Raw genomic sequence first — 25,036 nt, 5'->3', positions numbered from 1 at the left:
CGATTTCCTGGCTGAGTCGGATTAGAGCAAACCGAGCTGAGTCGCCTTCAGCGTCGCCGCCGCACGCGTCGAGCACTCGAGCTTGCGGAACACGCTTTCGACATGAGTGCGCACGGTGCTCGGGCTGATCGACAGTTTCTGCGCCACGGTCTTGTTGCTCGCGCCGTGGCTGATCCAGCGCAGCACGTCGCGCTCGCGTTCGCTGAGCAGGCCGCCTGCCGGTTTCGCCGCAATGTGCGCCGGTGCGCGGCGATGCCTGTCGAGTAGCGCATGCACGACCTCCGCATCGTAGCGTCCCGCGCCGACTTCGGCTGTGAGCAGGGACTCGGCGGCGTTGTCCGCGAACGCGTCGCGCCACGGGCGCTCGCAGCGCAGCGCGGCAAGCGCGGCGGCGGCAGCGAGGATGCGCCCTTCGACGGGAATGTTCCTCGCCTTCGCTTCGCGGAAATAACCGGAACCGTCCTGGCGTTCGTAGGCATACGAGGCGATTTCCGCATCGTCGGCGAGCGAGCCGATCTGCCGCGCCGCGCGGCCGGTCCAGTACGGCACCAGGCGCGCACGCTCCCAGGCCGAGGCCGCGAGCCGGCCGGGCGTGTTCCAGATCATGTTCGGCACCGAAGCGCGGCCAATGCCGTGGATCAGCGCGGCGCGGTAGGCGCGCTGCTGGCCCGCCGCGTCGAGGCCGAGGACAAGCGCTGCGCTGCGCGACAATTCCGCAACCTGGCGCGAATAGCCGGTCATCCACGGCAGCTTGAGGTCGATGACGTGGGCAAGGATTTCGAGTGACGTCGTGCGCCCGGTGAACGCCGCGTCGAGCGAACACGGACCGCACAAGGTCGGATCGTCGTCGAGCGCCGCGAGCCATTGCGCGGCATGCGCAATCAGCGGCTCGGCCAGTTCGCGCGGATAGAGCACGTCGGCGCGCTGATCGATGAGCTTGCACGCCTGTTCGAGACCGTAGAGGCGGTTGAAGATTTCCAGGTCGCCGGCAAGCGAGGCCAGATAGACCGAAACGGGAATCTGCTCGCCGCGCAGACCGCCCGGAGCGCCGGTGCCGTCATAGCTCTCGAACAGATGACGCAGTGCGAACTGCGTCGCTTCGTCGAGGCCGAGCTGCACGCCGATATCGCCCGACACCTCGCAGTGAATGCGCGACAGCGAAAGGAAGGCCGAACCCTTGCGATCGGTGCCCGCGCGAAACCCACTGCCCGCGGATTGGATCGCGAGCAGCGCTTTGCGACCGCCCACGTCGTCGCCGAACAATTGCGCGAACTCGGGCGCATTGGCCGTGCAGCCCGACCAGCGCATCAGCGCGACCGCTGTGCTTTGCCGGCATATATCGTCATCGGCGCCCGCTGTCTTGGCGAGTTGCCCGGCCATCCAGGCCGCGCGCGGAGAATGATCGGTGGGCTGACCCATGGCCAGGTCGCCGACGAAGGCGAGCGAACGAATCACATCGAGCAGGGCGACTTCGGAAATGTCCACGGCAGATCGCATAGGCGGCCAAAGAGGGGCGAGTCTAGTTACAGCGGGGTCGCGCGGTCATCGGTCGTTCGACCGATGGTGCGCGCAGGGGCGGCGGCGCAATCTGTGCCTCAAGGACGGATCGCGAAATCCTTCCTCCAACCGACGCACAAGCCCAACCACCCATCTTCGGAGAATCCCATGAACTTGAAAACCCTGGTCCTCGCCACCGCCGCCGCCCTGTCCGTCGGCACCACCGCCCATGCCGCCAGCGCGGCGAAGAACGTCGTTCTCGTCCACGGCGGCTTCGTCGACGGCTCCGGCTGGCAGAAGGTCTACAACATCCTCAAGAAGGACGGCTACAACGTCACCGTCGTGCAGAACCCGACCACCTCGCTCGCCGACGACGTCGCTGTTACCAAGCGCGCCATCGCCCAGCAGGACGGCCCGGTCGTGCTCGTCGGCCACTCCTACGGCGGCGCGGTGATTTCCGAGGCCGGCACCGATCCGAAAGTGCAGAGCTTGGTCTACATCGCCGCGTTCGCCCCCGATCAGGGCGAGTCGGTGCAGACTTTGATTGCCAATCCGCCGGCCGGCGCGCCGGTGCCGCCGATCCTGCCGCCGCAGGACGGCTTCCTGATGCTCGACCGGGCCAAGTTCGCCGCGGCGTTCGCCGGCGACGTCAACACCGACGAAGCGAAGTTCATGGCCGACTCGCAGGTGCCGTGGGGCGTCAATGCGCTCGGTGGCACGATTACCGTGCCGGCGTGGAAGTCGAAGCCGAGCTGGTATCTGGTCACCACGCAAGACCGCATGATTCCGCCGCCGGCGCAGCGGAGCATGGCCAAGCGTGCAGGCGCGGCGGTGACCGAAGTTGCCGGCAGCCACGCGATCTATGTTTCGCAGCCGCAAGCGGTCGCGAAGATGATCGAGCAAGCGGCGAACGGCAAGAAATAATCGCCCGCATCGGAGAGGAGTGCGATTCGCGCTCCTCCTCGGCGTCATCGTCGCCGGTTCGGTGACGATCGAAACCGGCGGCAAGAGCGCCAACGAACACATCGTTCGTGAAGGCGTCGAGGAGTACCATTGCGGCGACTCACGTGGCCGGGTCCAAGCCCGGCCGATAAAGTGGAATCCATAAGCGAATGTCGCCGCCGGAGCCTGCCATGACTTGCCGCTGTCACATCATCCCGCCCAAAGTGCTCGAACGCCTCGCGCGCGACAAGGCACTCTCGTCCGAGCAGCGCAAAGACTGCGCCGATACCGTGCAGTTCGAGGAGCATTGGCGCAAGCTGCGCTCGCTGCTCGGGCGCAGCAGTGTGATCGCGGTCGAATCCGTCGCCGCGAAAGTGACTCTCGCGGCCAAACCGGCGATCACCGTCTACGACTGCGCCACGGGCACCGCGCTGCCGGGCCGGCCGATCGCGAAACCTGCCGATGCGAGCGACAAGTCGGCCGTGCGCGCCTACACGACGACGACCGGCGTCGCCGATTTCTATCGCGAAGTATTCGGCCGGAATTCGGTCGACGCGCGCGGCATGACCCTGCAGTCCTCGATCCACTACGGGCGCAAATACAACAACGCGTTCTGGAACGGCGGCCAGATGGTTTACGGCGACGGCGACGGCGAGATTTTCCTCGACTTCACGCGCAGCAACGACGTGATCGGCCACGAACTTACTCACGGCGTGACCCAGTTCAGCGCGCAGCTCGAATACAGCGGCGAGGCCGGCGGCTTGAACGAAAGCATCTCCGACGTGTTCGGTTCGATGTTCCGCCAGTGGAGCAAGAAGCAGACCGTGGCCAAGGCCGATTGGCTGATCGGCAGCGAGATCATGGGCCCCGACGCGAAGTCGCAGGGCTACACCTGCCTGCGCGACATGGCCGACCCGGGCGCGAAGCACTGCCTCGCGCCGCAGCCGAGCAATTACAAACAGTACAAGGCCGGCATGGACCCGCACGATTCGAGCGGTTTCCCGAATCTCGCCTTCTACAAAGCGGCGATGGCGATCGGCGGCAAGAGCTGGGAAAAGGCCGGGCACATCTGGTACCAGGCCCTGACCGGCTACCCGCCGAGTCCGCGCCTGAAGATGAAGGCGTTCGCCGAGCGCACGCGGCAGATCGCGAAGTCGCTCTATCCCGCCGAAGCGTCAGTCTACAAGGCCGTCGATCAAGGCTGGTCGGCGGTCGGTCTGTAGGCGGTCGTGCGATGGACGAACTGAAAATCGAACGTCTCGGCGGCCTTGCCGGCATCGGCGGCCCGTCCTCGCGCATCGCGAGCCGCGGCCGCATCGGTCTGAGCGAACTGTCGCCGCGCGACCGCAGCGTTGTCGAGAATCTGTTCCACGCCCATGCCAAAGGCGCGAAGATCGCCGCACCGCCGTTGCTGCGCGACGGTTTCCGCTATCGCATCGCGCGCATCGTCGACGGGCAGGCGGCGACGATCGAAGTGCCCGAGTCCGCGGTGCCGCAGACCCTGATCGACTGCGTCAAGGACGAATTGATCTAGCCGCGCGTTCTCGGCGTGTCCCGCCGCTCGTGCAGTAGCCTATTACGTATGGAGCGGTGCGTCGCCGATGACGATGCCGTCCGCGTCGGCGTAGAGCCATGCGCCCGGACGGAAGCGCGTGCCGGCGAATTCGACGACGCGCTCGGCATGGCCCGTATGCAGGCCCTTGTCGCTCTTGCGCGGATGCGTGGTGAGCGCCTTCACGCCGACGTCCTGCGCGGCAAGCTCGGTCGTGTCGCGCACGCAGCCGTAGACCACGATGCCGGCCCAGCCGTTCTTCAGCGCGAGTTCGCCGAGCATGCCGCCGACCAACGCGCAGCGCATCGAGCCGCCGCCGTCGACGACGAGCACGCGGCCCGCACCCGGTGTTTCCAAGGTCGCGCGCACGAGCGCGTTGTCCTCGAACACTTTCACCGTCGCGATCGGCCCGTGGAAGGCGCGCTTGCCGCCGTAATCCTGGAATATCGGCGCACAGACCTGTGCTTCGGGATGCGCGTCGGAAAGATCGGCGGTGGCGAAAGACATAGGGCTCCGGTGCGGCAGTGAAGAGTTTGCGAATAAACGATCCGTTCGCAGCGAACGTAGCGCCGGGGCATGAAGTCGAAGTGCCGCAAGCCGTGGAATTTCGGGTGCTTCGACTTCGCGATGCCGAGCTTGGCTACGCTCAACACGAACGGTTTCTTATTTATGGACCGGCTTGGTCACCAGGCGGCGTGCCTGCGTCGCCGAATCATACCCTGGGCTCCTGCTGCGTAGTGCAGTGGATGCCGCCGCCGCCCGCGGCGATCGCGTCGATATCGAGGGCGACGATCTTCCTGCCCGGAAACAGCGCGGCGAGCTTGCTCTGCGCCGCGCGGTCGGTTTTCGCATCGCCGAACTGCGGTGCGATCACGGCGCCGTTGCACACGTAGAAATTGATGTAGCCGGCGGCGAAGTCGTCGTTCGCGTAGCGTTCGCGCACCGTGCCGGGCGCTTCGAGCGTGACCACGTCCAACTTGCGCCCGCGCGCATCGGTCGCCGCGCGCAGGATGTCGAGATGCTTGCGCGTGACCTCGTGGTCGTACGACTGCGGATCGGGATCGTAGCCCGCGACGACGACCCCGGGCCGCGCGAATCGCGCATAGAAGTCGGTGTGGCCGTCGGTGATGTCCTTGTCCTTGATTCCGGGCAGCCAGAGGATTTTGTCGAGGCCGAGCAGGCGTTTCAGTTCGGCTTCGACCTGCGCCTTGCTCTTGCCCGGATTGCGGTTGTCGTTCAATACACAGCTTTCGGTGATGATCGCCGTGCCGTGTCCGTCGACTTCGATGCCGCCGCCTTCGAGCACGAGGTCGGTGGCGATGCGCGTTACCCCGGCCTTGGTCGTGACGAATTCGGCGACCTGCGCATCGTCCGTGTGTTCCTGTTTGTCGCCCCAACCGTTGAAGTTGAAATCGACACCGGCGAGGCCGCCGCCCGGCTGCGCGACGAACACGGGGCCTGTGTCGCGCATCCACAGATCGTCGATCGCGCACACGAGCAGCTCGACTTTCTTGCCGACGAGTTCGCTGGCGATTTCATGCTCTTCTTCGCGCACCAGCATCGTCACCGGCTCGAAGTCGGCAATCGCGCGGGCGATGCCGGCCAGATTGCGCTGTACTTCGGCGATCAGCTTGCGGCCCCAGACTTCTTCGCTCGCGCCGAACGCCATCCAGGTGCGCCGGTGCGGCTCGGCTTCGTCGGGCATGCGATTCGTCGTCGGCCGCTTCATCGCCGCTTCGCCGGCCTTGACGACACCGCAAGCCGAGGCAAATGCAGACGCGGCGAGAGTTTGTACGAATTTCCTGCGGTTCGGCATGATCGCTCCTTCGACATGGCGGTGACGCGAAATTCTACACGTCGCCGTCGTTGAGCCAGCCTTCGCCCGTGCCGCGCTGATAGACGCTGTCGCTGTCGAGCACGTTGCCGGCCGGAATCGAATCCTGCTCGGCGAGTTCGGCGTAGTACGGGGTGAAGTCCGGCTCGGTCGCGCGCATCAGCTGTTCGAAGCTGTCGATGACGAAATAAGTCTTCTGATACGTGTCGATGCGGTAGCGCGTGCGCATGATGCGGTTCAAGTCGAAACCGATGCGGTTCGGCGCCGCCGATTCCAGACAGTGGATCGACTCGCCCTTCGAGGAAACGATGCCCGAACCGTAGATGCGCAGACCGTCGTTCTGTTTGATCAGGCCGAATTCGACCGTGTACCAGTACAAACGGGTCAGGTTGACCAGCGCTTCCGCGCCGACGCCGTGCGCCTTCACCCCGCCTGCGCCGTAAGCCTGCATATAGTCGGCGAACAGCGGATTGAGCAGCAGCGGCACGTGGCCGAACAGATCGTGGAACAGATCGGGCTCGCTGATGTAGTCGATCTGGTCGGGACGGCGTATCCACCACGTCACCGGAAAGCGCCGGTTGGCGAGATGGTCGAAAAACGTCAGTTCCGGCAGCAGGCCCTCGACGCCGATCAGTTCCCAGCCGGTGCCGCGCTTGAGCACTTGGTTGAGTTCCTCGAACTTCGGGATCGCGTTCGGCGTCATGCCGAAGCGCTCCTGATTCTCGATGAACTCGCGGCAGGCACGGCCGACCAGCACTTCGCGCTGACGCTTGAACAGCGTGGCCCAGGTCGCGTGATCGTCGACGCTGTAGCTGGACCAGGGCTGCTCGACCACGGCCGTGGTGTAAACGGGCACGTTGCCCTTGTCGGTCTGCAGATGTTCGACGCGGCGAGGCTGGGCGTTCATGCAAGGCGCTCCGGACTAATTGGTTTCCAATGTTACTACTTTAGAGGACGCGGAACCGGCACCGGCGCGGACCCTCCGCGCAAGTCTCGCATGCCGCGACGCCAGACCGTATGCTCGCGATATGGGGTTTCGTCTCGTCCACGGCAATGATGCGGATGCGCTGCTCGACCGGCTCGCGCAGCGCCTGCGCGAGCCCGTGGCGTCGGCAAATCCGCTCGTGCCCGAGATCGTTCTCGTGCCGCAGTTCGGCCTGCGCCGCTGGCTGGAAATCCGCCTCGCGGAAAAACTCGGCATCATCGCCAACGTCGATTTCGCCGCGCCGGCCGAATACGCCTGGCAATTGCTGCGCGCCGCAAATCCCGATCTGGTCGAACAGTCCGGCTACGAGCGCTCGATCCTGCGCTGGCGGGTTTTCTCCCTGCTTGGTCCGCTGTCGCGCGAGCCGGGTCACGGCGAAATCGCCACGGCCATCGGCAACGGCGACATGAGCCGGCGACTGCAGTTCGCCGACGCGCTCGCCCACGCCTACGAACGCGATCTCGCTTATCGCAGCGAACGCCTCGCGCGCTGGGAGCGCGGCGCCGACGCCGGCGATTTCCGTGCCGAACTGTGGCGCCGCCTCGTCCACGCCGCCGCGCAACCGCATCGCGCGCAACTGCTCGCCGACTGGCTGCAGCGTTATGGTGCCAGCTCGCGCACGCCGCCCGGCCTGCCGCCGCGCCTGTCCGCCTTCGCCTGCGCGAACATTTCGCCCGATCTGCTGCGTTTCTACGGTGGCGTCGCGCGGCATATCGACATCGATTTCTATCTGCCGAATCCGTGCCGCGAATACTGGGGCGACGTGCGCAGCGCGCGCCAACGCCTGCGCGACGGTGCCGAATTCGACAGCGATGCGTTTGCCGACGACGAGAACCCGGCGCTCGCCGCCTGGGGCCGCGCCGGCCGCGACCTGATCGAACGTCTCTTCTCTTACGAACTCGTGCAGCCCGACGAGGAAGACGACTGTTCGCGCGCATCGACGGGCACTGCGCTGCTCGCGCGCGTGCAGCGCGACGTGCTCGATCGTCTGCCGCCATCGGCAGGCGTAGTCGAATACGATGCTTCTATACAATTCCACAAATGCCACTCGCGCCTGCGTGAAGTGCAGGCGTTGCACGATCGCCTGCTCGATCTGTTCGCTGCTGATCCGAGTCTGACACCGCGCGATGTGGTCGTCATGTCGCCCGAAATCGGTGCCTACGCGCCGCACATCGACTCCGTATTCGGCGGCATCGCGCGCGACGACGCACGCTACCTGCCCTATGCGCTGTCCGATTGCCCGTTGAGCGAAACGCATCCGTTGATCGGCGTTGCTCTGCGTCTGTTTGCGCTGCCGGCGTCACGGTTCGAGCTGGCCGAGGTGTCGGGATGGCTGACCCTGCCCGCGCTGCAGCGCCGCTTCGGCCTCGATGCCGACGACGTGATGCGGCTGTCCGCGTGGCTGCGCGACGCCGGCGTGCGCTGGGGTCTCGACGCCGCCCAGCGCGCGTCCGTCGGTGCCGGCGCGTATGCCGAATTCAGCTGGCGCTTCGGCCTTGCGCGTCTCCTGCTCGGCTATGCGAGCGGCGAGCTGGCCGACGCCGATGCGGGCCTCGTCGCCGGCATCGCGCCCGACGCGGCGGTCGAGGGCACCAATGCGCGCCTGCTCGGCGCGATATTGCGCATCGTCGATCTGCTCGATGCCCTGCTACGTGCGCAACGCCGCGAGCAGGCGCCGCGCGAATGGCAGAAGCTCTACAACGACGCGCTTGCCGACCTGTTCGATGCGGACGGCGACCGCGACGCAATGCGCGCGCTCGAACGCGTGCGTGCGGTACTTGCAGACTTCGCCGAAAAAACCTCGCTAGCCGGCATGATCGACGCGCTCGACTGGCGCTGCGTGCGCGACGAACTCGCCGCTGCCCTCGGCGAGGCCGAGCGCGGTTACCGCTTTTTCGGCGGCGGCATCACGATGTGCGGCATGGTGCCGCTGCGCACCGTGCCGTTTCGCGTGATCTGCCTGATCGGCATGAACGAAGGCGCGTTCCCGCGCCGCGATCGTGCCGCGCCGTTCGATCGCGGCGAAGACCGCCGCGTCGAACCGTCGGTGCGCGACGAGGACCGCTATCTGTTCCTGCAGCAACTGATGGCGGCACGCGAGCTGTTCTATCTGAGTTGGGTCGGCGAGGACGCGCGCGACGGCTCGCGCGAGGAACCGTCCGCGGTCGTGTCCGAGCTGCTCGGCATCCTCGGCGAGTACGGTGTCGACACCGCTGCGTGCGTCGTCGAACATCCGCTGCAGCCGTTTTCGCCGCGTTTGTTCGACGGTGAAGATTCGGCGCTGTTCACCTACGATCCCGCGTGGCAAAGCACGGCGAGCGGCGGCAGGCCGAAGCGCGCGGCGCGCTTTGTCGATGCCGAGGCGCCGAGCGCGGATTCCGCGCCGATCCCGGTCGATTGGCGCGAATGGAAGCGTTGGTGGCGCAATCCGGCCGCCGCGTTCTTCGCACGCGCATTCGCCATCGAACTGTCGCGCGCGCCCGAAGCGATCGACGACGAAGACGATCTCGCGTTCTCGGGGCTGGCGCGTTATGCGGCCTTCCATGCGCTGCTCGACGACGGCGAAAAAACCGATCCGACGACCCAGCTCGCTTTGCTGCGTGCGCGCGCCGAACTGCCGGCCGGCAGTGCCGGCACCGAGGCGTTCGGCGAACTGCAGGCCCCGCTTGCTGCGCTATCGGCCGCGCGCAACGCGTGGATCGGCAGCGTGGCGCGCGAAACCGGCACGCCGTTCGAGTTCGACCTCGGCGGCGTGGTACTCGGCGGCGTTCTGCCCGAACACCACGGCGGCCTCGTGGTGCATGCGCTGCTCAAGGAAGCGGAGAGCAACCGTCTGCTGCAGGCATGGCTCGACTACCTAGTTCTCGCCGCCGTGCGCGAAGACGCGCGACTGGTCCTTCTCGAATGGAACGACGGCAAACTGCAGCAGCGCTGCGCGAGCGCGGTTGCGCCGGAGCAGGCGCGGCGCTGGCTGACGGATCTGGCGCAACTGTACGTGCGTGGACAAGGGGCCCCGCTGCCGTTCTTTCCGCAAGCGTCGTACGCCTATGCGAAACGGCGTGCGGACAAGCGCAAGGGTGATGACGACGAAATCGCCTGGGAAGCTGCGGCGCTCAGCGCAGCAAGCGGCGGCTTCTTCAGCGGTCGTTTTCATCGCGGCGACGATGCCGACGCGGCTTTCGCATTGGCGGCACGCGATATCGATTTCTTCGATCCTGCCGCCGCGGAAAGCCGTGATTTCGCCGACTGTGCGCTGCGCGTGTTCGCCCCGCCATTGAGTACGCTGCAGAAAATCGATGCCGACGGCGCCGAAGCGAAGACGAAGAAATCGCCCGCCGCGCGCGGCAAAGCAAAGGCGGCGAAATGAGCGCGCCCGATCTCGCCCTAACGATGCCGCTCGACGGTCTGCAGCTGATCGAAGCGAGCGCCGGCACCGGCAAGACCTATACGCTGGCCGGCCTGCATTTACGCCTTGTCGTTGAACGCCGCCGCGCAGTGCGCGACATTCTCGCGGTCACGTTTACCGACGCGGCCACGCAGGAGTTGAAAAGCCGCCTGCGCGCGCGCTTGATCGCCTGCGCGGCTCTGCTCGACGATGCGGAAGGCGTCGGCGATTTGTCGGCATCGTTCGATTCCGCGGAGACGCGCCAGGCGAAGGAGTTGATCGCCCGCGCGTTTGCCAGCGGAGAGACGCGTGAGGCACTGCAACGCCGGCTGCGCCTCGCCGCGCTCGATATCGACCACGCGCCGATCTCGACCATCCACGGTTTCTGTCGGCGCGCGCTCGACGAGTTCGGCCTGCTCGCCGGCCGCGCGCTCGCGGGCGAGCTTGTCGCCAGCGACAAAGACCTCGTCGCCACGGCCTCGGCCGACTACTGGCGCCGCGTTTCGGCATCCGCGACGAAAGAAGATTTCCTTGTCCTGCGCGCGGCGTTCAAGAGCCCGGACACGCTCGCCAGGATCCTCGCACCGCTGCTTTCGGGTGCGCGCCGCCTGCTGCCCGACGTGAGCGAAGGCGGCCGCGCGATCGCCCTGCTGACCGATGCCGCAGAGCAAGTGCGCGCGCAGGTCGCCGAGATCAAGCGCGCGACCGCACGCTACTCGCACGACGACGAAATCCGCGAGCTGCACGACGCATTGACGGGATCGCGCGGCAGTGAGCTCGCCGCGCGCTTGCACGAACGTTTCCCGGTCGCGCTGATCGACGAATTCCAGGACACCGATACGCAGCAGTTCGAGATCTTTGACGCGATCTATGGCCGCCCTCACCCTACCGTTCGCCCTACGAATGGTCCCTCCCGCGCCGCAGACGATGGACAAACGAGTCTCGGTACGGTCACGTTCGGCGACCTGATTTTAATTGGCGATCCCAAGCAAGCCATCTACGGCTTTCGCGGCGGCGACGTGCACACCTACCTGCGCGCACGCAGCCGCGTCGAGCAGGTGCAGACGCTGGCGCAGAACTTCCGCTCTTCGCCCGCCTATCTGCGCGCGCTCAACGCACTCTATGCCCACGCGGGCGAACGCGCCTTCGCCCAGGCCGGCATCGACTACCAGGAACTCGCGCCCGGCGGCAAAGCCGCGGACGACGATCTGCTGATCGACGGCCGACCGGTGCAGCCGCTCACGTTCTGGCGTGATCGCGACGACGCGGTCAAGCGCACGAGCAAGGAAGCTGCCGGCGCGCAGCTCGCCGCCGCCTGCGCATCGGGCATTTTCGATCTGCTCGCCGCGGGCCGTGCGCAGTTGCGCGAGAACGGCCGCCATCGTGCGCTCGCGCCGGCCGATATCGCCGTCCTCGTCGCTACGCACGACGAGGCACTCGAAATGCAGCAGGCTCTCGGCGCGCGAGGTATCGCCAGCGCGAGCATCACGCGGCGCAGCGTGTTCGCAAGTGAAGAGGCGCTCGATCTGCACGTCCTGCTCGACGCGCTCGCCGACTTCGACGAGGCGCGTCTGCGCGGCGCGCTGGCGACGCGGCTGTTCGATGCGACGGCGCAGGACTTTCTCGACTTCGCCGCGGTGCCGCGCAAATGGAGCGACGAACTCGAATGGCTCGCCGAGCTGCGCGAAATCTGGCGCGAGCGCGGCGTTGCGGCAGCACTGTCGCGCGTGTTCGAGCGCCGCGCCGCGGCTCTGCTGCATTCCGCGCGCGGCGAGCGGCGCATGACCAACTACCTGCAGCTTGCCGAGCTGGCGCAGAGCGCGAGCGGCGACTGCGTCGGCCTGCGCGGCCTCGTCGACTGGCTCGCGGCGCGCATCGCGCATGCCGACCACGAGAACGAGGACGAACAGCTGCGTCTCGAATCCGATGCGGGCCGAGTAAAAATTTATACTTTTCATAAAAGCAAAGGTCTGCAGTTCCCGGTCGTGTTCCTGCCGTTTGCCGGCATGCGCCGCGGCGCCGGCACGCAGTATCCGCGCGAATACCGTTATCGCGACGACGGTGGCAGCGCGCTGTCGTACGTGGCCGTCGATGCCGAAGCCGTAGCCAAGCCGGAGGCGGTCGCGGCAAGAGATGCTGCGGCGCGCGACGATCTCGCCGAACGCCTGCGCGTGCTCTACGTCGCGCTGACCCGCGCCTGCTGCGCGGCCTATGTCGCGGTCGATCCGATCGGCCGCGGCGAAACGCCGGCGCTGCTGCATCTGCTCGGCGCGGACGGCGGCAAAGACGAAGAGGCGAACCTGCTCGCACGCGGCCTCGATGCGGTGCGCGCTGCCGCCGATGGCGCGGTCGCGATCGACACCCTGCCCGCCGTCGGAACAGCGCGCCGCGCCGCCGATGGCACCAGCACCGCGGGCGGTATCGCACGCACCATGCCGCGGCGCGTGCGCGACGACTGGCGCATCGTCAGTTATTCGCGCCTCGCTTCGGGCGCGCGTGAGGAAGCGCGTGCCGACCGCGAGGACGAAGGCGCGGCGCCGGCCGCGGATGGCGCGCCGGCCAAAGTGCTCGCCGGCGCGCGTTTCGGTACGGCGTTTCACGAGCTGATCGAAGTTGCCGATTTCGCCGCATGGCGCGACTGGCGCGGCCGCGGCGCGCCGGCGGATCAGGAAGCCCTGGTCGAGCGTGTCATTGAGCGCCACGGTTTCGCCGCCGATGCGGCCGAGGCACGCGCCCTGCTCGTCAACCTCGTTGCGCGCACGCTCAACGCGCCGCTGCCCATCGGTGACGGTTTCGCGCGCAGCGCGACTCCGACTGCTCCCCTCTACCGCGAGCGGGAGAGGGCAAAGGGTGAGGGCACCGGTTTGCGTCTCGCCGATCTCACGCCCGGCGAATATCGCGCCGAGATGCCGTTCCATTTCGCCCTCGGCCAGGTCGATACGGCGCGCTGGCTGGCGCTGCTGCAGCAATACGGCTACGTCGGCGAGCGCCGCCGCTTCGACATCGCGCGGCTCGAAGGGCTGATGACCGGCGTGCTCGATCTCGTCGTGCGCCACGCTGGACGCTGGTGGGTGATCGACTACAAGACGAATCTTCTTCATGCGCGTGCGGACGACGGGCCCGAGGCAGCGAGTGCCTACGCGCCCGCGGCGCTCGCCGCGGCGGTGCGCGACAAGGAATACGACCTGCAATATCTGATCTATCTGGCCGCGCTGCACCGTTGGCTCGCCTCGCGCGATCCGCATTACGACTACACGCGCGACATCGGCGGCGCACTGTATCTGTTCGTGCGCGGCCTCGATGCGGGCGGTGTCGACGGCGTGCATGTGGATACGCCGCCGGTGGAATTGATCGCAGCGATCGACGCGCTGTTGGCGCCCGCGGGCAAGGCGGCGGCATGACGACGCCGTTGATCGACCGGCTCGAAGCGCTTGGTGTACTGCAGGCCGTCGATGCCGCACTCGGCCGTCTTCTCGCCGTGAAATCCGCGGACGCCGGCGAGGCGCTCGGCGTTGCCGCCGCACTCGTCAGCGCGGCGCTCGCGCGCGGCCACAGTTGCCTGCCGCTGGCCGCGTTGCACGACTTCGCCGCCGATCTCGCCATCGATGCCGAGGCGAAACTGCCGCCGCGTTTGCCGACGGTGGAAACGGTGCGCGCAGCACTGAGCGCATCGTCGCTCGTCGCGCGCGATGTGACCGCGGCCGCTGCCCTGGTCTTCGATGCGGAAGAGCGCATCTATCTGCGCCGCTACTACGTCTACGAGCAGACCGTCGCCGAGGCGCTGCGCGCGCGGCTGGCCGATTCGAGCCTCGCCGGCGACATCGCCCACATCGATCCGCCGGCGTTGCGTGCCGCATTGGCACAGCCCGCCGCAGCGCGCAGCCGCAGTGACGACCTCGATCAGCGCATTGCCGTGCTGCTCGCTTTGCGCTCGCGCTTTCTGATCATTTCCGGTGGTCCCGGCAGCGGCAAGACGACGACCGTGCTGCGCCTGCTGTCCCTGATCGTCGAGACGGCGCCGATGCGCGGTGCGCCGCCGCCGCGCATCGCGCTCGCCGCACCGACCGGCAAGGCCGCCGCGCGCCTGTCGGAAACGCTGCGCGCACGCGCCGGCGATGCGGACTCCGCGATTCCGACGGCCGCCGCAACGGTGCATCGCCTGCTCGGACTCAATCCGAGCAGCGGGCGCGCGCGGTTCGATCGGCGCAACCCGTTGCCCTACGACCTCGTGGTGATCGACGAAGCCTCGATGCTCGACCTCGCGTTGGCTGCGCGTCTATGCGAAGCGCTCGCGCCGCCGACGCGTCTGATCCTGCTCGGCGACCGCGACCAGCTTGCCGCGGTCGAGGCCGGCCGCGTGTTCGGCGCGTTGAGTCACGCAGCGGGTGATACGGCAGGCTATTCGCCGGGGCTCGCGCAATGGCTGGAAAACAGTCTTCTGGAAAATGTGGACGTTGCTGCTGCGCCGAACGCGCTCGCCGACGCCTACGTGGAATTGCGCGGCAATCATCGTTTCACCGCACAGAGCGCGATCGGTCGTCTCGCCGTGGCCCTGCGCCGCGGCGATGTCGAGAATGCGTTGAGCGTGCTCTACGAAGGCCGCAACGAAGCGCTTATGCTGCCCGTCACGGCCGCCGAGTTGACGCAACGAACTGCGGCCGAGATCGCGCCGGGCTATGCCGAACTCGCCGGCGCCGCCGATGCCGATGCGGCTTTCGCCGTGGCCGATCGGTTCCGCCTGCTCTGCGCGCTGCGCGAAGGCCCGTTCGGCGCGCGTGCGCTGAATGCCGAAGTCGAACGCGAACTGCGCCGCCGCAGTGGTGCCGGCGCGGACGAATGGTATGCGGGCCGCCTCGTCATCGTCGGCGGCAACGACTATCGACTCGGCTTGTTCAACGGCGATATCGGTGTGGCCTTGCCGAGCGGAACGGATGGTGCGCTCGAAGTCTGGTTCCGCAATGCCGACGGCAGCCTGCGCGCCCTGCCGCCGCTGGTCCTCAGTGCGTGCGAGCCGGCGTATGCGCTGACTGTGCACAAAGCGCAGGGTTCGGAGTTCGACGAGGTGGCAGTGGTGCTGCCCGAGCGCGAGTCGCGCGTGCTCACGCGCGAGCTGGTCTATACGGCAGTCACGCGCGCGCGCAAAAAAGTGCGGTTATGGGCGAGCGCGGACATTCTGGCCAAGGCGATGGCGCGCAGTACGCAGCGCTGGTCGGGCCTGGCCGCCGCGTTGACGCGCTGAGCGATGCGGGCGCGCGTTATCGCCAAGACCGCTCGCCGCGGTCAGAGCAGATGAGTGAACAGATAAACCAGCACCAGCACGCCGGCGGGTACGCCGAGCAGCCAGGCTATAACGTATTTGCGCATCGCGGTCTCCCGATCGGGGAGCGGCGTCGGCCGCTCCCCGTATCTCAGGTTAAAGGGCGTCGTCGAACTGCTTGATCTGCTTCTCTGCCTCTTCCTTGGCGATGCCGTAACGCTCCTGCAGTTTGCCGGCGAGATATTGGCGATTGCCTTCGGCCACGGTGAGATCGTCGTCGGTGAGCTTGCCCCACTGCGCCTTGATCTTTCCGCTGAGCTGTTTCCACTGGCCCTTGATCTTGTCTTCGTTCACGAGTGTTCTCCGGTTGGTTGATGTTGTGCGGCGAGGGCGGATGTGCGCTTCAGTTCTTCGCCTTGAGTCCCGACGCGTCGACCTTCTTCACGCCCTTGATGCTCTCGGCCGCGGCGACCGCTTTCTTCACCGCGATGTCGTTGGCGAGCACGCCGGTCAGGGTGACGACGCCGTTGCTGGTCTCGACCGAGATATCCATGCTTTTCACGCCGTCGGTGGTCGCCAGTTCGGCCTTCACCTTGGTCGTGATCCATCCGTCGGTGACCGGCTGCCCGGAATCGGCGGCGGTGTTGTCCGCGGCCCATGCCGACGTAGCGGTCAGGGCTGCCGGCACGGCAACGACCGTTGCGGCGAGCAGCGCGGCGGATAGTGCAAGCGACTGTTTCATGGTTCATCTCCTTGTCCACCGAAGTCCGGTGGTGAAGACAGGCTATGCCCGGCGCCCGCTCGCGCCCAGACGCAGCTGCACCAGTGCATCTGGTACTTTTTGGCGGTCATTGCTGCGGACGCACGGTCTACAATCGGTTCTCTGTCGAGGAATCGTTATGGATGCCACCGCCGAGAAACCGCAGGTCGACCGCCGTCAACTGCAGCAGATCGTTTCGGGCCTCACCGAGGGCATCCTTATCGTCGATGCGGACGGCGCGATCGTCTGGGCGAACGAGACCGCGCTGGCGATCCACGGCTGCGTAGAGCTCGACGAACTCGGCGCGAACGCTGCGCAGTACCGCAAGAAGTTCGTGCTGAAATTCCGCAACCATCATGCGCTGAGCGCTGCGCAGTATCCGATCGAACGCCTGCTCGGCGGAGAAGTCTTCCGCGACGTGACTGTCGAGGTGACGCGCAGCGACGACGACGACTTTCGCCGCTTCCACCAGGTGCGCGGTTTGATCCTGACGAACGCGGCCGACGAGACCGAGTCGCTGGTGCTCGTTATCCAGGACGTCAGTGAACGCTACAGCGCCGAGGAGCGCTTCGAGCGCGCGTTCAACGCCAACCCGGCGCCCGCGGTGATTTGCCGCCTCGCCGACCTGCGCTACATCAAGGTCAACCAGGGCTTTGTCGAGATGAGCGGCTACGAACGCGACGCCGTGCTTGCCGCGTCCGTCTACGAGATCGACGTGCTCGAAGGCACGCAGAATCGCGACGAGGCGGTGGCGAAACTCCAGCAGGGCGCGACCATCACGCAAACCGAGGCGCTGCTGCGCCTGCCCGACAACAGCCGCAAGTTCGTCGTCGTCGCCGGACAGCCGCTCGAGGTCGGCGAAGAAGCCTGCATGCTCTTCACCTTTATCGATCTCGAGGCGCGCAAGCGCGCGGAAGATTCGCTGCGCCAGAGCGAAGAACGCTTTTCCAAGGCGTTCCGCCTCGCGCCCGTGCCGATGGTGGTCTGCCGCCTGCCCGATTTCGAGGCCGTCGAGGCGAACGAGGCGTTTGCCGCGAGCTTCGGCCAGGGTGCGGCGATTGCGTCGGAAGAAAACAACGACAGCGCGATCGGAGCAGAACTGCGTGAGATCCTGCGTACGGAACTCGCCGCGGGCGAAAGCGTGCGCAACCGCGAGGTCGTCCTGCGCGGCGCCGGGGATGCGAAGCTCGATTGTCTGCTCTCGGCCGAGCCGGTCGAGATCGGCGAGCAGCGCTATGCGCTCTGCGTGGTCGAGGACGTGACCGAGCGCAAACGTTCGGAAGGCGAACTGATCGCGGCGATCGAACTGGTGATGCAGGACGCGTCGTGGTTCGGCCGCAGCGTGATCGAGAGACTCGCCCAGCTTCGCCATCCGGGCGCCGCGGCGCCTACCGGTCTGGCCGAACTGACCCGGCGCGAGATCGAAGTGCTCGGCCTGATCTGCGAAGGGCGCAGCGATGCGGAGATCGCGACCGCGCTCGGTCTTTCGCGCAATACCGTGCGCAACCATGTCGCCACGTTGTACGCCAAGATCGGCGTCAATCGGCGCAGTGCCGCGGTCGTCTGGGGCCGCGAGCGCGGGGTGACCGCGAGCACGGCCGGCACGCGTGGCGCTACGCGCTCGGCGAGTTCGCGCGCGAAGCGAAATCCGCAACGCTGAAAGACCTTAATTTCCGCTGTGGCATCGCGATGCGTGAGCCGGCGCGTTCGTACGGTGTGGCTTATGCGATATCGTCTTGCCGTGGAAGGATAAAGAAGCTCGCTAGCCATGATGATGGAAACTCTCGATTCATTCGCGGACGTTCCGGGCGGCCGCGTTTTCCTGCGACGCTGGGTCGGTGAAGACGCTCGGCGTGCGCCGATCGTTCTGCTGCACGATTCGCTTGGCTGCGTCGAACTGTGGCGCGATTTTCCGGCCGCTCTTGCCGCGGCGACGCGTCGCGAAGTGATCGTCTACGATCGCCTCGGCTTCGGCCGGTCGACGCCGTCGATGCAGGCCGCGTCGGTTCGTTTCATCGACGACGAAGCAGAGGTATTTTTTCCGGCGCTGCGCAAGGCGCTCGGCCTTGCCCGCTTCGTTCTGTTCGGTCACAGCGTCGGCGGCGCGATGGCGCTGGCGACTGCGGCGAACTGCGGTGACGGCTGCGAGGCGGTCGTGACCGAATCCGCTCAGGCTTTCGTCGAGCAGCGCACCCTGGACGGAATTCGCGCGGCGAAAGCGCAGTTCGCCGACGCCGCGCAGTTCGCGAAACTGACGAAATGGCACGGTGACAAGGCGCGCTGGGTGCTCGATGCCTGGACCGAGGTTTGGTTGTCGCCGGAATTTTCGTCGTGGAACCTCGACGCACAGCTCGCCCGCGTCCGCTGCCCGGTCCTCGCCATCCACGGCGACGCGGATGAGTACGGTTCGGAGGCGTTTCCGCGCCGCATCGTGGACGGAGTGGGCGGCGCGTCGACGCTGGCGATCCTCGATCGTTGCGGCCACGTTCCGCACCGTGAGCAAACAGACGAGGTGTTGCGTTTGAGCGCTTCGTTCCTGGCGGATGTGGATTGAGCGGCGCGCTCAGCGGCTCCAGGTCTGGAAAAGCGAGCGCTCGCGCAGCGGTCGATAGAGATCGTCGCGCAGTTCCGTCTTCGCCCAGGCGGGATTGATCGAAAGGAATACACCGAGACAATCCATCGCGCGGTCGCCGTCGCCCATCGTCATCGCGAGTCGCGCGGCGCGACGCCAGATGCGATCCCAGCCGTAGCTGCGCCGCAATGCCTCGGATAGCGAGGCGCGCGCGTCGGCTGCCGCGCCCTTCTTGGCCTGATGCTCGGCGCGAATGATCGCCTGCAGCGCGTAGTGGCGCTCGAGCAGTTGGCGCAGGTCGCGCAGCGGTTCGGCCGCGGCGTCGACGCGCAGGTCGATGTCCTGCCAATCGCCTTCGGTCGTGCGCACGATCAATGCCGCGGACAGTTTTCCGCTGGCTTGACCGCCGGCATTCTGTCCCGCTTCGAGTGCGGCCATAAGTCGTTCGCCGAGCGTTCCCGATGACGACAGGAACGTGTCCTTGATCGCCGCGAGCACCGCCTTGCCCACGAGCCCGTTGCCCTGGACTGCATAACCGTCGCCGCGCTCGGCGCCGGCCCACGTGGCTTTCGCGGCATCGGTGCCGGTGTAGACCGCCGCGCGGCCTTTGGTGTCGACGATGCCGACCTGGCGTTCGGCGATGGTCGTTCCGTCGAAATCGCCGTCGCCGTCGAGCAGGCTTTTGAGCGCTGCATCGGGCGCCTGCCCTGCGGCGAGCAGGGCCAGACCCGCGGGACCGTAGTGCGGATTGGTCTCGAACTGCGAAACCAGAGCGCCGACGCGTGCCTTGGCATACGGCACGCTCGCGCCGACGGCAAGATTGTTGGTCGCGACCGCGGCGCCGCAGTTGCCGTCGCGGTCACAGGCGACGATCGAAAAGGTGGCGCCGACCAACGCCGGAATCGCGAGCAGAGCGAACCCGGCGACGACGAATCCGCGGCGCGTCGGTGCGCCGCCGATAAGACATGAAGGCATGAATCGATCTCCGCAGTCGGCCGACGAGGCCGTGAAACCTGTTTCGATGCGAGGCCTCGGTAAAAGGTTGCCGCGCGATCGTGGCGCGCATCGACCGGTGCAAAGTAAACCGCGTCGCCTATCCGTACGAGATCGAAACGATCTTCTTCTCATCGCTGAGAGCGATGGAAAACTTGAGCCGGCTGCCCGGTCCGAATTCGATCACATAATCGTGCCAATGAGAGTCGGTGCCCGGACGCGAGCCCTTGTAGACGAAGCGTGTCGGCGCACCGTACGGAGCGAATAGCGCCTTAAGGCGTTTCGCCAGGCCGGCTTTCATCTTCGCATCGAGTTTGGCACCGAGCAGCGGTGAACTTTCGGCACCGCTTTGGAACTCGGCGAACAGCGCTTTCGCTTTGGCGGTCGCGTCGCCGTTCTCGCCCGATGCCGGTTTCGCTCCCGCGGCGGCGATCTCGGGAAACAGATCGTCGAACAGGGCATTTGCGATCGTTTCGCCGGGACGCGGATCGGTGCGCAGATTGGTGAAGGCGATGACGTGCAGATTCTGTTTGGGGAAATATTCGTCCGCCGTAGTGAAACCGAGCGTGCCTCCGGTGTGGCCGATGCGCGGTTGATCGTTGACCGAGTCGACGAACAGGCCGAAGCCGTAGCCGCTGTCGCCGCCATCGGCGGTCCGAACCGAAGTGCCCATCAAGGCGTAATTTTCCGGCGTGACGATGCGGCCGTGTTCCAGCGCGGCGTTCCACTTCTGCACGTCGTCGATGGTGGAGACGAGGAATCCCGCTGCCCAGCCGACCGAATCGGCGATGGTCGGCGCGCGTTCGATTTGTCCATTGTTGCGGCGGTAGCCGAGCGCCTTGTTCGCCAGGCGCCATTCGTCGGCGACGGTGTAGGTCTTGGTCATCCCGGCCGGATCGAGCAGATGCGTCTGCACGTAGTGCCGATAAGATTCTTGCGACACGGTCTCGATGATGCGGCCGAGCAGCGCGTAGCCCGTGTTGGAGTACGACCAGCGGCTGCCCGGCGGGAAATCGAGCGGCTTGCCGGCCACGTGCGCAATGAGCTGATCGAAGCGCGCCGGCTTGTCGATCGTGTGCGCCTCTTCCATCGCGTCGAGATATTCGGGCAGCCCGCTCGTATGCGACAGCAGTTGCCGCAGGGTGACTTCGTCGGCATGCGGCGCATCGGGCAGATATTTCGACAACTTGTCGTCGATGCGCAGCTTGCCGGCCTCCTGTAGCTGCAGGATCGCCGCCGCGGTGAACTGCTTGGTGATCGAACCGATTTCGTAGTGAGTATCGACGGTTGCCGCGAGCCGGTGTTCGCGATCGCGCAAGCCGTACGCCTTGCGATAGACGATGCGCCCGTCGTCGACGATCGCGATGACCGCGCTCGGCGCGCCGCTGCGCTCGAGCACGGTCTGCACATCCGCATCGATGCGCTTGATCACCGACGGATCGAGCGGAGCCGCTGTGGCGATGACGGGTGCGAGCGGCAGAACAGCAGCGAGAAAAAGAGAACGCAGCACAGAGGGCTCCTTGGGTGTATGGACGGCGGCAATACCGCGCGGGCCGTCTGCAACAGCAAGTCGCATGCCAGAGAGTGAATCGCGTTGCGGCGAGGCTTGGTGCGGCGAACAAGCGCACGATGCGCGTCCGCGGACAATCGCGGCGGACGTGCGGACATTTCTTCGGAGGTGCCGCGTGCCGCGGTCAATGCACCGTCGGGTTCTCGCGTTCGCGACGCGGCGGGAAATCGACGACGTTGTCTCCGCCGAGCGGCTGGGGGCGCGGTCCGTCCCAGAGTACGGGCACGTTGCGCGGGCGCTCGGGTTCGAGTTCGTTTTGGTCGAGCTGGGTGGAGTAGCTGAACTCGGCCTCTTCCTCTTCGTCTTCCCAGCTGTAGCGTTTGCGCGGTGCGGCGGGGTCGAGCTTGTAGAACGCAAGCGCGGCGATGACGCCGGCAATCGCGCCGGCGAGGTGGTACTCGAACGAGATGTGTTCTTCGCGCGGCAGCACGGTCATCGTCATGCCGCCGTAGAGGAAGAACACCGCGAGCGCGATCGAGACGCCGAGACGGTCGCGCCGCAGCAGGCCGATCAGGAACAGGAAGAACATCAGGCCGTGGGTGATGCCGCTGATGCCGACGTGCAGCGACGGCCGCGCCCACAGCCAGACGCCGAGGCCGGAGACGATCCAGATCAGCGGCAGCGCGTAGCGCGCCGCGCGCGGATAGGCATAGAGCATAAAGGCCGATAGCAGACCGAGAGGCAGCGTGTTCGACATCAGATGCTCGAACGACGCGTGCACGAACGGCGCGGTGAGAATGCCGATCAGCGCGTGCGGATCGCGCGGACGGATGCCGAGCGCGTCCATGTCCCAGCCGAGCGCGAAGGCGCCGAGCCAGACCAGCCAGATGCCGGCGACGAGCGCGAGCGCGCCGAGCACCGCGTAGCGCACGCGCGCACGATCGTTGCGCACGGCGGCCATGCTGGCTTCGGCGGTGATCGGAGCGATTTCCATGGCTTCATCATGGGGATGGCATCGGCATGCACAAGGCGTACGCCGCGTGCCACACTGACCGCATGCTGCTGAGACCGGCCGAACCCGACGATGCGATCGACGTTGCGCGCGTGCACGTACGTGCGTGGCAGGCCGGCTATCGTGGCCTACTCGCGCAGGAATACCTCGACGGTTTGCGCGCCGAAGACCGCGCGCGGCGTTACGATTTCGCCAACGCCGATCCGTCGCAACCGGCGACGCGGGTCGCGGTGGTGGACGGCCTGGTTCGCGGATTCGTCACAACGATGCCGGCACGCGACGCTGCTGCGCCGGCATCGGGCGAACTCTGCGCACTATATGTCGATCCGGACTGGTGGGGCCGTGGTCTCGGCGCCGCGCTCGTTGCTGCCGCGCGGGCACGTTTGCGCGAGCAGGGTTTCCGCGACGCCCTGCTTTGGCTGCTGGCCGGCAACCGGCGCGGCGAACGCTTCTACCGGGGTGACGGCTGGGTTGCCGATAGCACGGTGCGCAAGGACGTGGTTTGGGGCGTCGCCGTGGACGAAGTGCGCTACCGGCGCGCGCTCGACTGACGCGAATGCCGTCGATCGCGGCGCATGCCTTATCATGTCGCGATGAATTCCCCGAACAACGACTATCCTCTCGTCCGCCTGAAGATCGAGCGCCGCTCCAACCATCCCTGGATTTTCCAGAAGATGGTCGAAAAGCCCGATCCGAAACCCAAGCCCGGCACCGTGGTCGACATCGTCGATCGCGACGGCGTGTTCGCCGGCCGCGGCTTCTACAACGGCCATTCGCGCATCGCCCTGCGCGTGCTCACCGCCGATCCGGATGAAGCGGTCGACGAAGCCTTCTTCGCCCGCAAGATCGACGAAGCGATCCGCCTGCGCCGCGAGGTGCTCAAGCTCGACACGGTGACCGATGCCTACCGCGTGATCCATTCCGAGGGCGACGGGCTTTCCGGTCTCGTCGTCGACCGTTTCGCCAACACCCTCGTCGTCGAGTATTTCTCGGCCGGCATGTTCAAGCAGCGCGATCTGATCAAGCGCGTGCTGCTGCAGCACTTCCCCGACGCGGAGATCTACGCCTTCGCCGAAGAACATGTGCAGAAGCAGGAGAGTTTCGACTGGAACGCGCCGCCGGCGCCGAAGCCGAGCGTGATCCACGAGCACGGCGTGCAGTTTCACGCCGCGCCGGGCAGCAAGCACAAGACCGGCTTCTTCGCCGATCAGCGCGACAATCGTTTGTTCCTTTCCGAATTCTGCGCCGGCAAGCGCGTACTCGACCTGTGCTGCAATTCGGGCGGGTTCGGCATCTATGCCAAGGCGCGCGGCGGCGCGGAAGAAGTCGTCGGCATCGACCTCGACGAGGAAATCCTCGGCATCGCCGAACAGAACGCGCGGCTCAACAAGGTCAAGGTCAAGTTCATCCAGGCCGACATCTTCGCCTGGCTGCGCGACGTGGCCGGCAATCCGCAGAAGAAGTTCGACGTCGTCATCCTCGATCCGGCGAAGATGACGCGCGACCGCGAGCAGGTGATTCCGGCGCTGAAGAAATATCTCGACATGAACAAGCTCGCCCTCGGCGCGGTCAAGCCGGGCGGCATCTTCCTCACCTGTTCGTGCACCGGCCTGGTCAGCGAGGAACAGTTCCTCGACATGCTGCGCCGCGCGGCGTTCTATGCGAATCGCAGCGTGCAGGTAATCAAGGTCTCCGGTGCCGGCCCCGATCATCCCTGGCTCGCCAACGTGCCGGAATCGCGTTATCTGAAAGCGGCGTTCTGTCGGGTCGAATAAGCTGGCGGACGCGGTGAGTTGCATCGATTTTCTGCTTGTCATACGATTATGACAAGCAAAATCAAGGCACTGCCATGAGCACAGCAGCCATTCGCATCAATGCGCGTCTGACCGGTGAAGACGCGCGGCGCTTCATCGAGCTGACCCAGGGGGCAGGCGCGCGCGCCGCCTCCGATGTGCTGCGCGACGCCTTGCGCGAGTACTACCTGCGCCATGCGAAAGCACGGCCGAACGCGTTCGAGCTGATGCAGGCTTCTGGCTATATCGGCGGCTTCGAAGCGCCCGCAGATCTCTCGACGCGTTACAAGGACTATCTGAGCGACTCCCTCGACGGCAAGCTGCGCCACACGGTCAACGAACCGGCGGCTCCGGCCTATCGGCCCGAGAAGACATCGAAGCCCGGCAAGCCACGCAAGGGCGCGGCCAAGTGATTCTCGCGGACTCGGGCTTCTGGATCGCGCTCGGCAGCCGCAGCGATCGCTATCACGACCGCGCGGTGCGAGCCGCGCAAAAGTATGCTGCTGAAGGTTTCATCACCACCTGGCCCGTGTTGACCGAAGTCGTGCATCTGCTCGCCCACCGCGTACATCCGGACCGCGCGAATGTCTTCGTCGGCGACATCGCGCACGGCGCCGCCATCGTCGCCGACCTGCCCGACGATGCCCTCTTGCGCATCGAGACACTGATGCGGCGCTATGCGAATCTGCCGATGGATCTGGCCGATGCGTCGCTTGTCGTTCTCGCCGAGGAACTCGGCGAAGGCCGCATTCTCTCCTCCGATGCGCGCGACTTCGAAGGCTATCGCTGGAAGAATCGCAAACCATTCGTCAATTTGCTGCTGGCGGATTGACGTGTAGGCGGCATCGCCGCCGCTAGATGAACGAAGCGCAACGCGTTTTTACGTTTTCTTTCGCCTTGCTCGGCTATACCAAAGACATCATTCAGGTCGCGCGGGCGCACAT

21 protein-coding genes are annotated in these 25,036 nt (G+C 66.2%); 12 read left to right on the top strand and 9 right to left on the bottom strand.

The genetic code is table 11. The features are described from left to right. Window positions 1-21 precede the first annotated feature (21 nt). On the bottom strand, window positions 22-1,485 hold the full coding sequence (locus FFS30_RS17485; RefSeq protein ID WP_249352537.1) for an HD domain-containing phosphohydrolase: 1,464 nt from the start codon (window positions 1,483-1,485) through the stop codon (window positions 22-24). A gap of 180 nt (window positions 1,486-1,665) precedes the next feature. Here FFS30_RS17485 and FFS30_RS17480 point away from each other — a divergent pair, with 180 nt between their 5' ends. From FFS30_RS17480 to FFS30_RS17470, 3 genes are all read left to right on the top strand, one after another. Beyond that, window positions 1,666-2,421, top strand: coding sequence for an alpha/beta hydrolase (locus tag FFS30_RS17480; RefSeq protein ID WP_137914451.1), 756 nt, complete (start codon window positions 1,666-1,668; stop codon window positions 2,419-2,421). 209 nt (window positions 2,422-2,630) lie between these two features. Further along, window positions 2,631-3,662, top strand: a complete 1,032-nt coding sequence (locus FFS30_RS17475; protein ID WP_137914450.1) for a M4 family metallopeptidase — start codon at window positions 2,631-2,633, stop codon at window positions 3,660-3,662. Window positions 3,663-3,673: 11 nt separating this feature from the next. Then, complete coding sequence (locus tag FFS30_RS17470; RefSeq protein WP_137914449.1) at window positions 3,674-3,973, top strand: protealysin inhibitor emfourin; 300 nt, start codon at window positions 3,674-3,676, stop codon at window positions 3,971-3,973. A gap of 42 nt (window positions 3,974-4,015) precedes the next feature. Here FFS30_RS17470 and rraA read toward each other — a convergent pair whose 3' ends face one another. The 3 genes from rraA to phhA all read right to left on the bottom strand — a co-directional run bounded on the left by rraA (window position 4,016) and on the right by phhA (window position 6,732). Continuing rightward, the gene (rraA, locus tag FFS30_RS17465) at window positions 4,016-4,498 is read right to left on the bottom strand and encodes a ribonuclease E activity regulator RraA (protein ID WP_137914448.1); all 483 of its coding nucleotides are present in this window, start codon (window positions 4,496-4,498) and stop codon (window positions 4,016-4,018) included. Between the two features lie 205 nt (window positions 4,499-4,703). After that, window positions 4,704-5,807, bottom strand: coding sequence for an agmatine deiminase family protein (locus FFS30_RS17460; protein WP_137914447.1), 1,104 nt, complete (start codon window positions 5,805-5,807; stop codon window positions 4,704-4,706). A gap of 34 nt (window positions 5,808-5,841) precedes the next feature. After that, on the bottom strand, window positions 5,842-6,732 hold the full coding sequence (phhA, locus tag FFS30_RS17455) for a phenylalanine 4-monooxygenase (RefSeq protein ID WP_137914446.1): 891 nt from the start codon (window positions 6,730-6,732) through the stop codon (window positions 5,842-5,844). 121 nt (window positions 6,733-6,853) lie between these two features. Between phhA and recC the strand changes: the two genes are divergently transcribed. Genes recC through recD form a run of 3 tightly spaced genes read left to right on the top strand, consistent with a single transcriptional unit; the run spans window position 6,854 to window position 15,434 of the window. Continuing rightward, window positions 6,854-10,177 (top strand): exodeoxyribonuclease V subunit gamma, encoded by a 3,324-nt coding sequence (recC, locus tag FFS30_RS17450; protein ID WP_137914445.1) that lies wholly within the window; start codon window positions 6,854-6,856, stop codon window positions 10,175-10,177. Continuing rightward, complete coding sequence (locus FFS30_RS17445) at window positions 10,174-13,596, top strand: UvrD-helicase domain-containing protein (RefSeq protein WP_137914444.1); 3,423 nt, start codon at window positions 10,174-10,176, stop codon at window positions 13,594-13,596. Before recC ends, FFS30_RS17445 begins: the two co-directional genes overlap by 4 nt. Beyond that, entirely contained in the window at window positions 13,593-15,434 is a 1,842-nt protein-coding gene (gene recD, locus FFS30_RS17440) for an exodeoxyribonuclease V subunit alpha (protein WP_137914443.1), read from the top strand. The genes FFS30_RS17445 and recD overlap by 4 nt, the downstream gene beginning before the upstream one ends. Before the next feature lie 174 nt (window positions 15,435-15,608). Here the strand turns inward: recD and FFS30_RS17435 are convergent, their stop codons facing one another. Continuing rightward, the gene (locus FFS30_RS17435; protein WP_137914442.1) at window positions 15,609-15,806 is read right to left on the bottom strand and encodes a CsbD family protein; all 198 of its coding nucleotides are present in this window, start codon (window positions 15,804-15,806) and stop codon (window positions 15,609-15,611) included. Between the two features lie 49 nt (window positions 15,807-15,855). Next, the gene (locus FFS30_RS17430) at window positions 15,856-16,194 is read right to left on the bottom strand and encodes a BON domain-containing protein (RefSeq protein ID WP_137914441.1); all 339 of its coding nucleotides are present in this window, start codon (window positions 16,192-16,194) and stop codon (window positions 15,856-15,858) included. 157 nt (window positions 16,195-16,351) lie between these two features. Between FFS30_RS17430 and FFS30_RS17425 the strand changes: the two genes are divergently transcribed. Continuing rightward, window positions 16,352-17,872, top strand: a complete 1,521-nt coding sequence (locus FFS30_RS17425; RefSeq protein ID WP_137914440.1) for a PAS domain S-box protein — start codon at window positions 16,352-16,354, stop codon at window positions 17,870-17,872. A 108-nt stretch (window positions 17,873-17,980) separates the two neighbouring features. Beyond that, entirely contained in the window at window positions 17,981-18,766 is a 786-nt protein-coding gene (locus FFS30_RS17420; RefSeq protein ID WP_137914439.1) for an alpha/beta hydrolase, read from the top strand. 9 nt (window positions 18,767-18,775) lie between these two features. Here the strand turns inward: FFS30_RS17420 and FFS30_RS17415 are convergent, their stop codons facing one another. The 3 genes from FFS30_RS17415 to FFS30_RS17405 all read right to left on the bottom strand — a co-directional run bounded on the left by FFS30_RS17415 (window position 18,776) and on the right by FFS30_RS17405 (window position 22,281). Beyond that, window positions 18,776-19,759: a DUF1028 domain-containing protein gene (locus FFS30_RS17415; protein ID WP_137914438.1), complete on the bottom strand. Its 984-nt coding sequence runs from the start codon at window positions 19,757-19,759 to the stop codon at window positions 18,776-18,778. Window positions 19,760-19,877: 118 nt separating this feature from the next. Further along, complete coding sequence (locus FFS30_RS17410; protein ID WP_171014693.1) at window positions 19,878-21,287, bottom strand: serine hydrolase domain-containing protein; 1,410 nt, start codon at window positions 21,285-21,287, stop codon at window positions 19,878-19,880. Window positions 21,288-21,471: 184 nt separating this feature from the next. Further along, entirely contained in the window at window positions 21,472-22,281 is an 810-nt protein-coding gene (locus FFS30_RS17405; RefSeq protein ID WP_137914436.1) for a rhomboid family intramembrane serine protease, read from the bottom strand. Window positions 22,282-22,343: 62 nt separating this feature from the next. On the opposite strand from FFS30_RS17405, the gene FFS30_RS17400 reads away from it, so the two are divergent. The 4 genes from FFS30_RS17400 to FFS30_RS17385 all read left to right on the top strand — a co-directional run bounded on the left by FFS30_RS17400 (window position 22,344) and on the right by FFS30_RS17385 (window position 24,924). Next, a complete protein-coding gene (locus FFS30_RS17400) occupies window positions 22,344-22,850 on the top strand; it encodes a GNAT family N-acetyltransferase (RefSeq protein ID WP_137914435.1) in 507 nt (168 codons plus the stop codon). A gap of 42 nt (window positions 22,851-22,892) precedes the next feature. After that, complete coding sequence (locus FFS30_RS17395; RefSeq protein ID WP_137914514.1) at window positions 22,893-24,074, top strand: class I SAM-dependent rRNA methyltransferase; 1,182 nt, start codon at window positions 22,893-22,895, stop codon at window positions 24,072-24,074. Window positions 24,075-24,148: 74 nt separating this feature from the next. After that, on the top strand, window positions 24,149-24,505 hold the full coding sequence (locus FFS30_RS17390; RefSeq protein WP_137914434.1) for a hypothetical protein: 357 nt from the start codon (window positions 24,149-24,151) through the stop codon (window positions 24,503-24,505). Next, a complete protein-coding gene (locus FFS30_RS17385) occupies window positions 24,502-24,924 on the top strand; it encodes a PIN domain-containing protein (RefSeq protein ID WP_137914433.1) in 423 nt (140 codons plus the stop codon). The genes FFS30_RS17390 and FFS30_RS17385 overlap by 4 nt, the downstream gene beginning before the upstream one ends. The last annotated feature ends 112 nt before the right edge of the window (window positions 24,925-25,036 follow it).

The organism is Rudaea sp. 3F27F6 (assembly GCF_005503555.1).
In the GTDB taxonomy this organism is placed as follows: domain Bacteria; phylum Pseudomonadota; class Gammaproteobacteria; order Xanthomonadales; family Rhodanobacteraceae; genus Rudaea.
The sequence above is the reverse complement of the archived record's forward strand: the minus strand, read 5'-3'. Positions and strand labels throughout refer to the sequence as shown.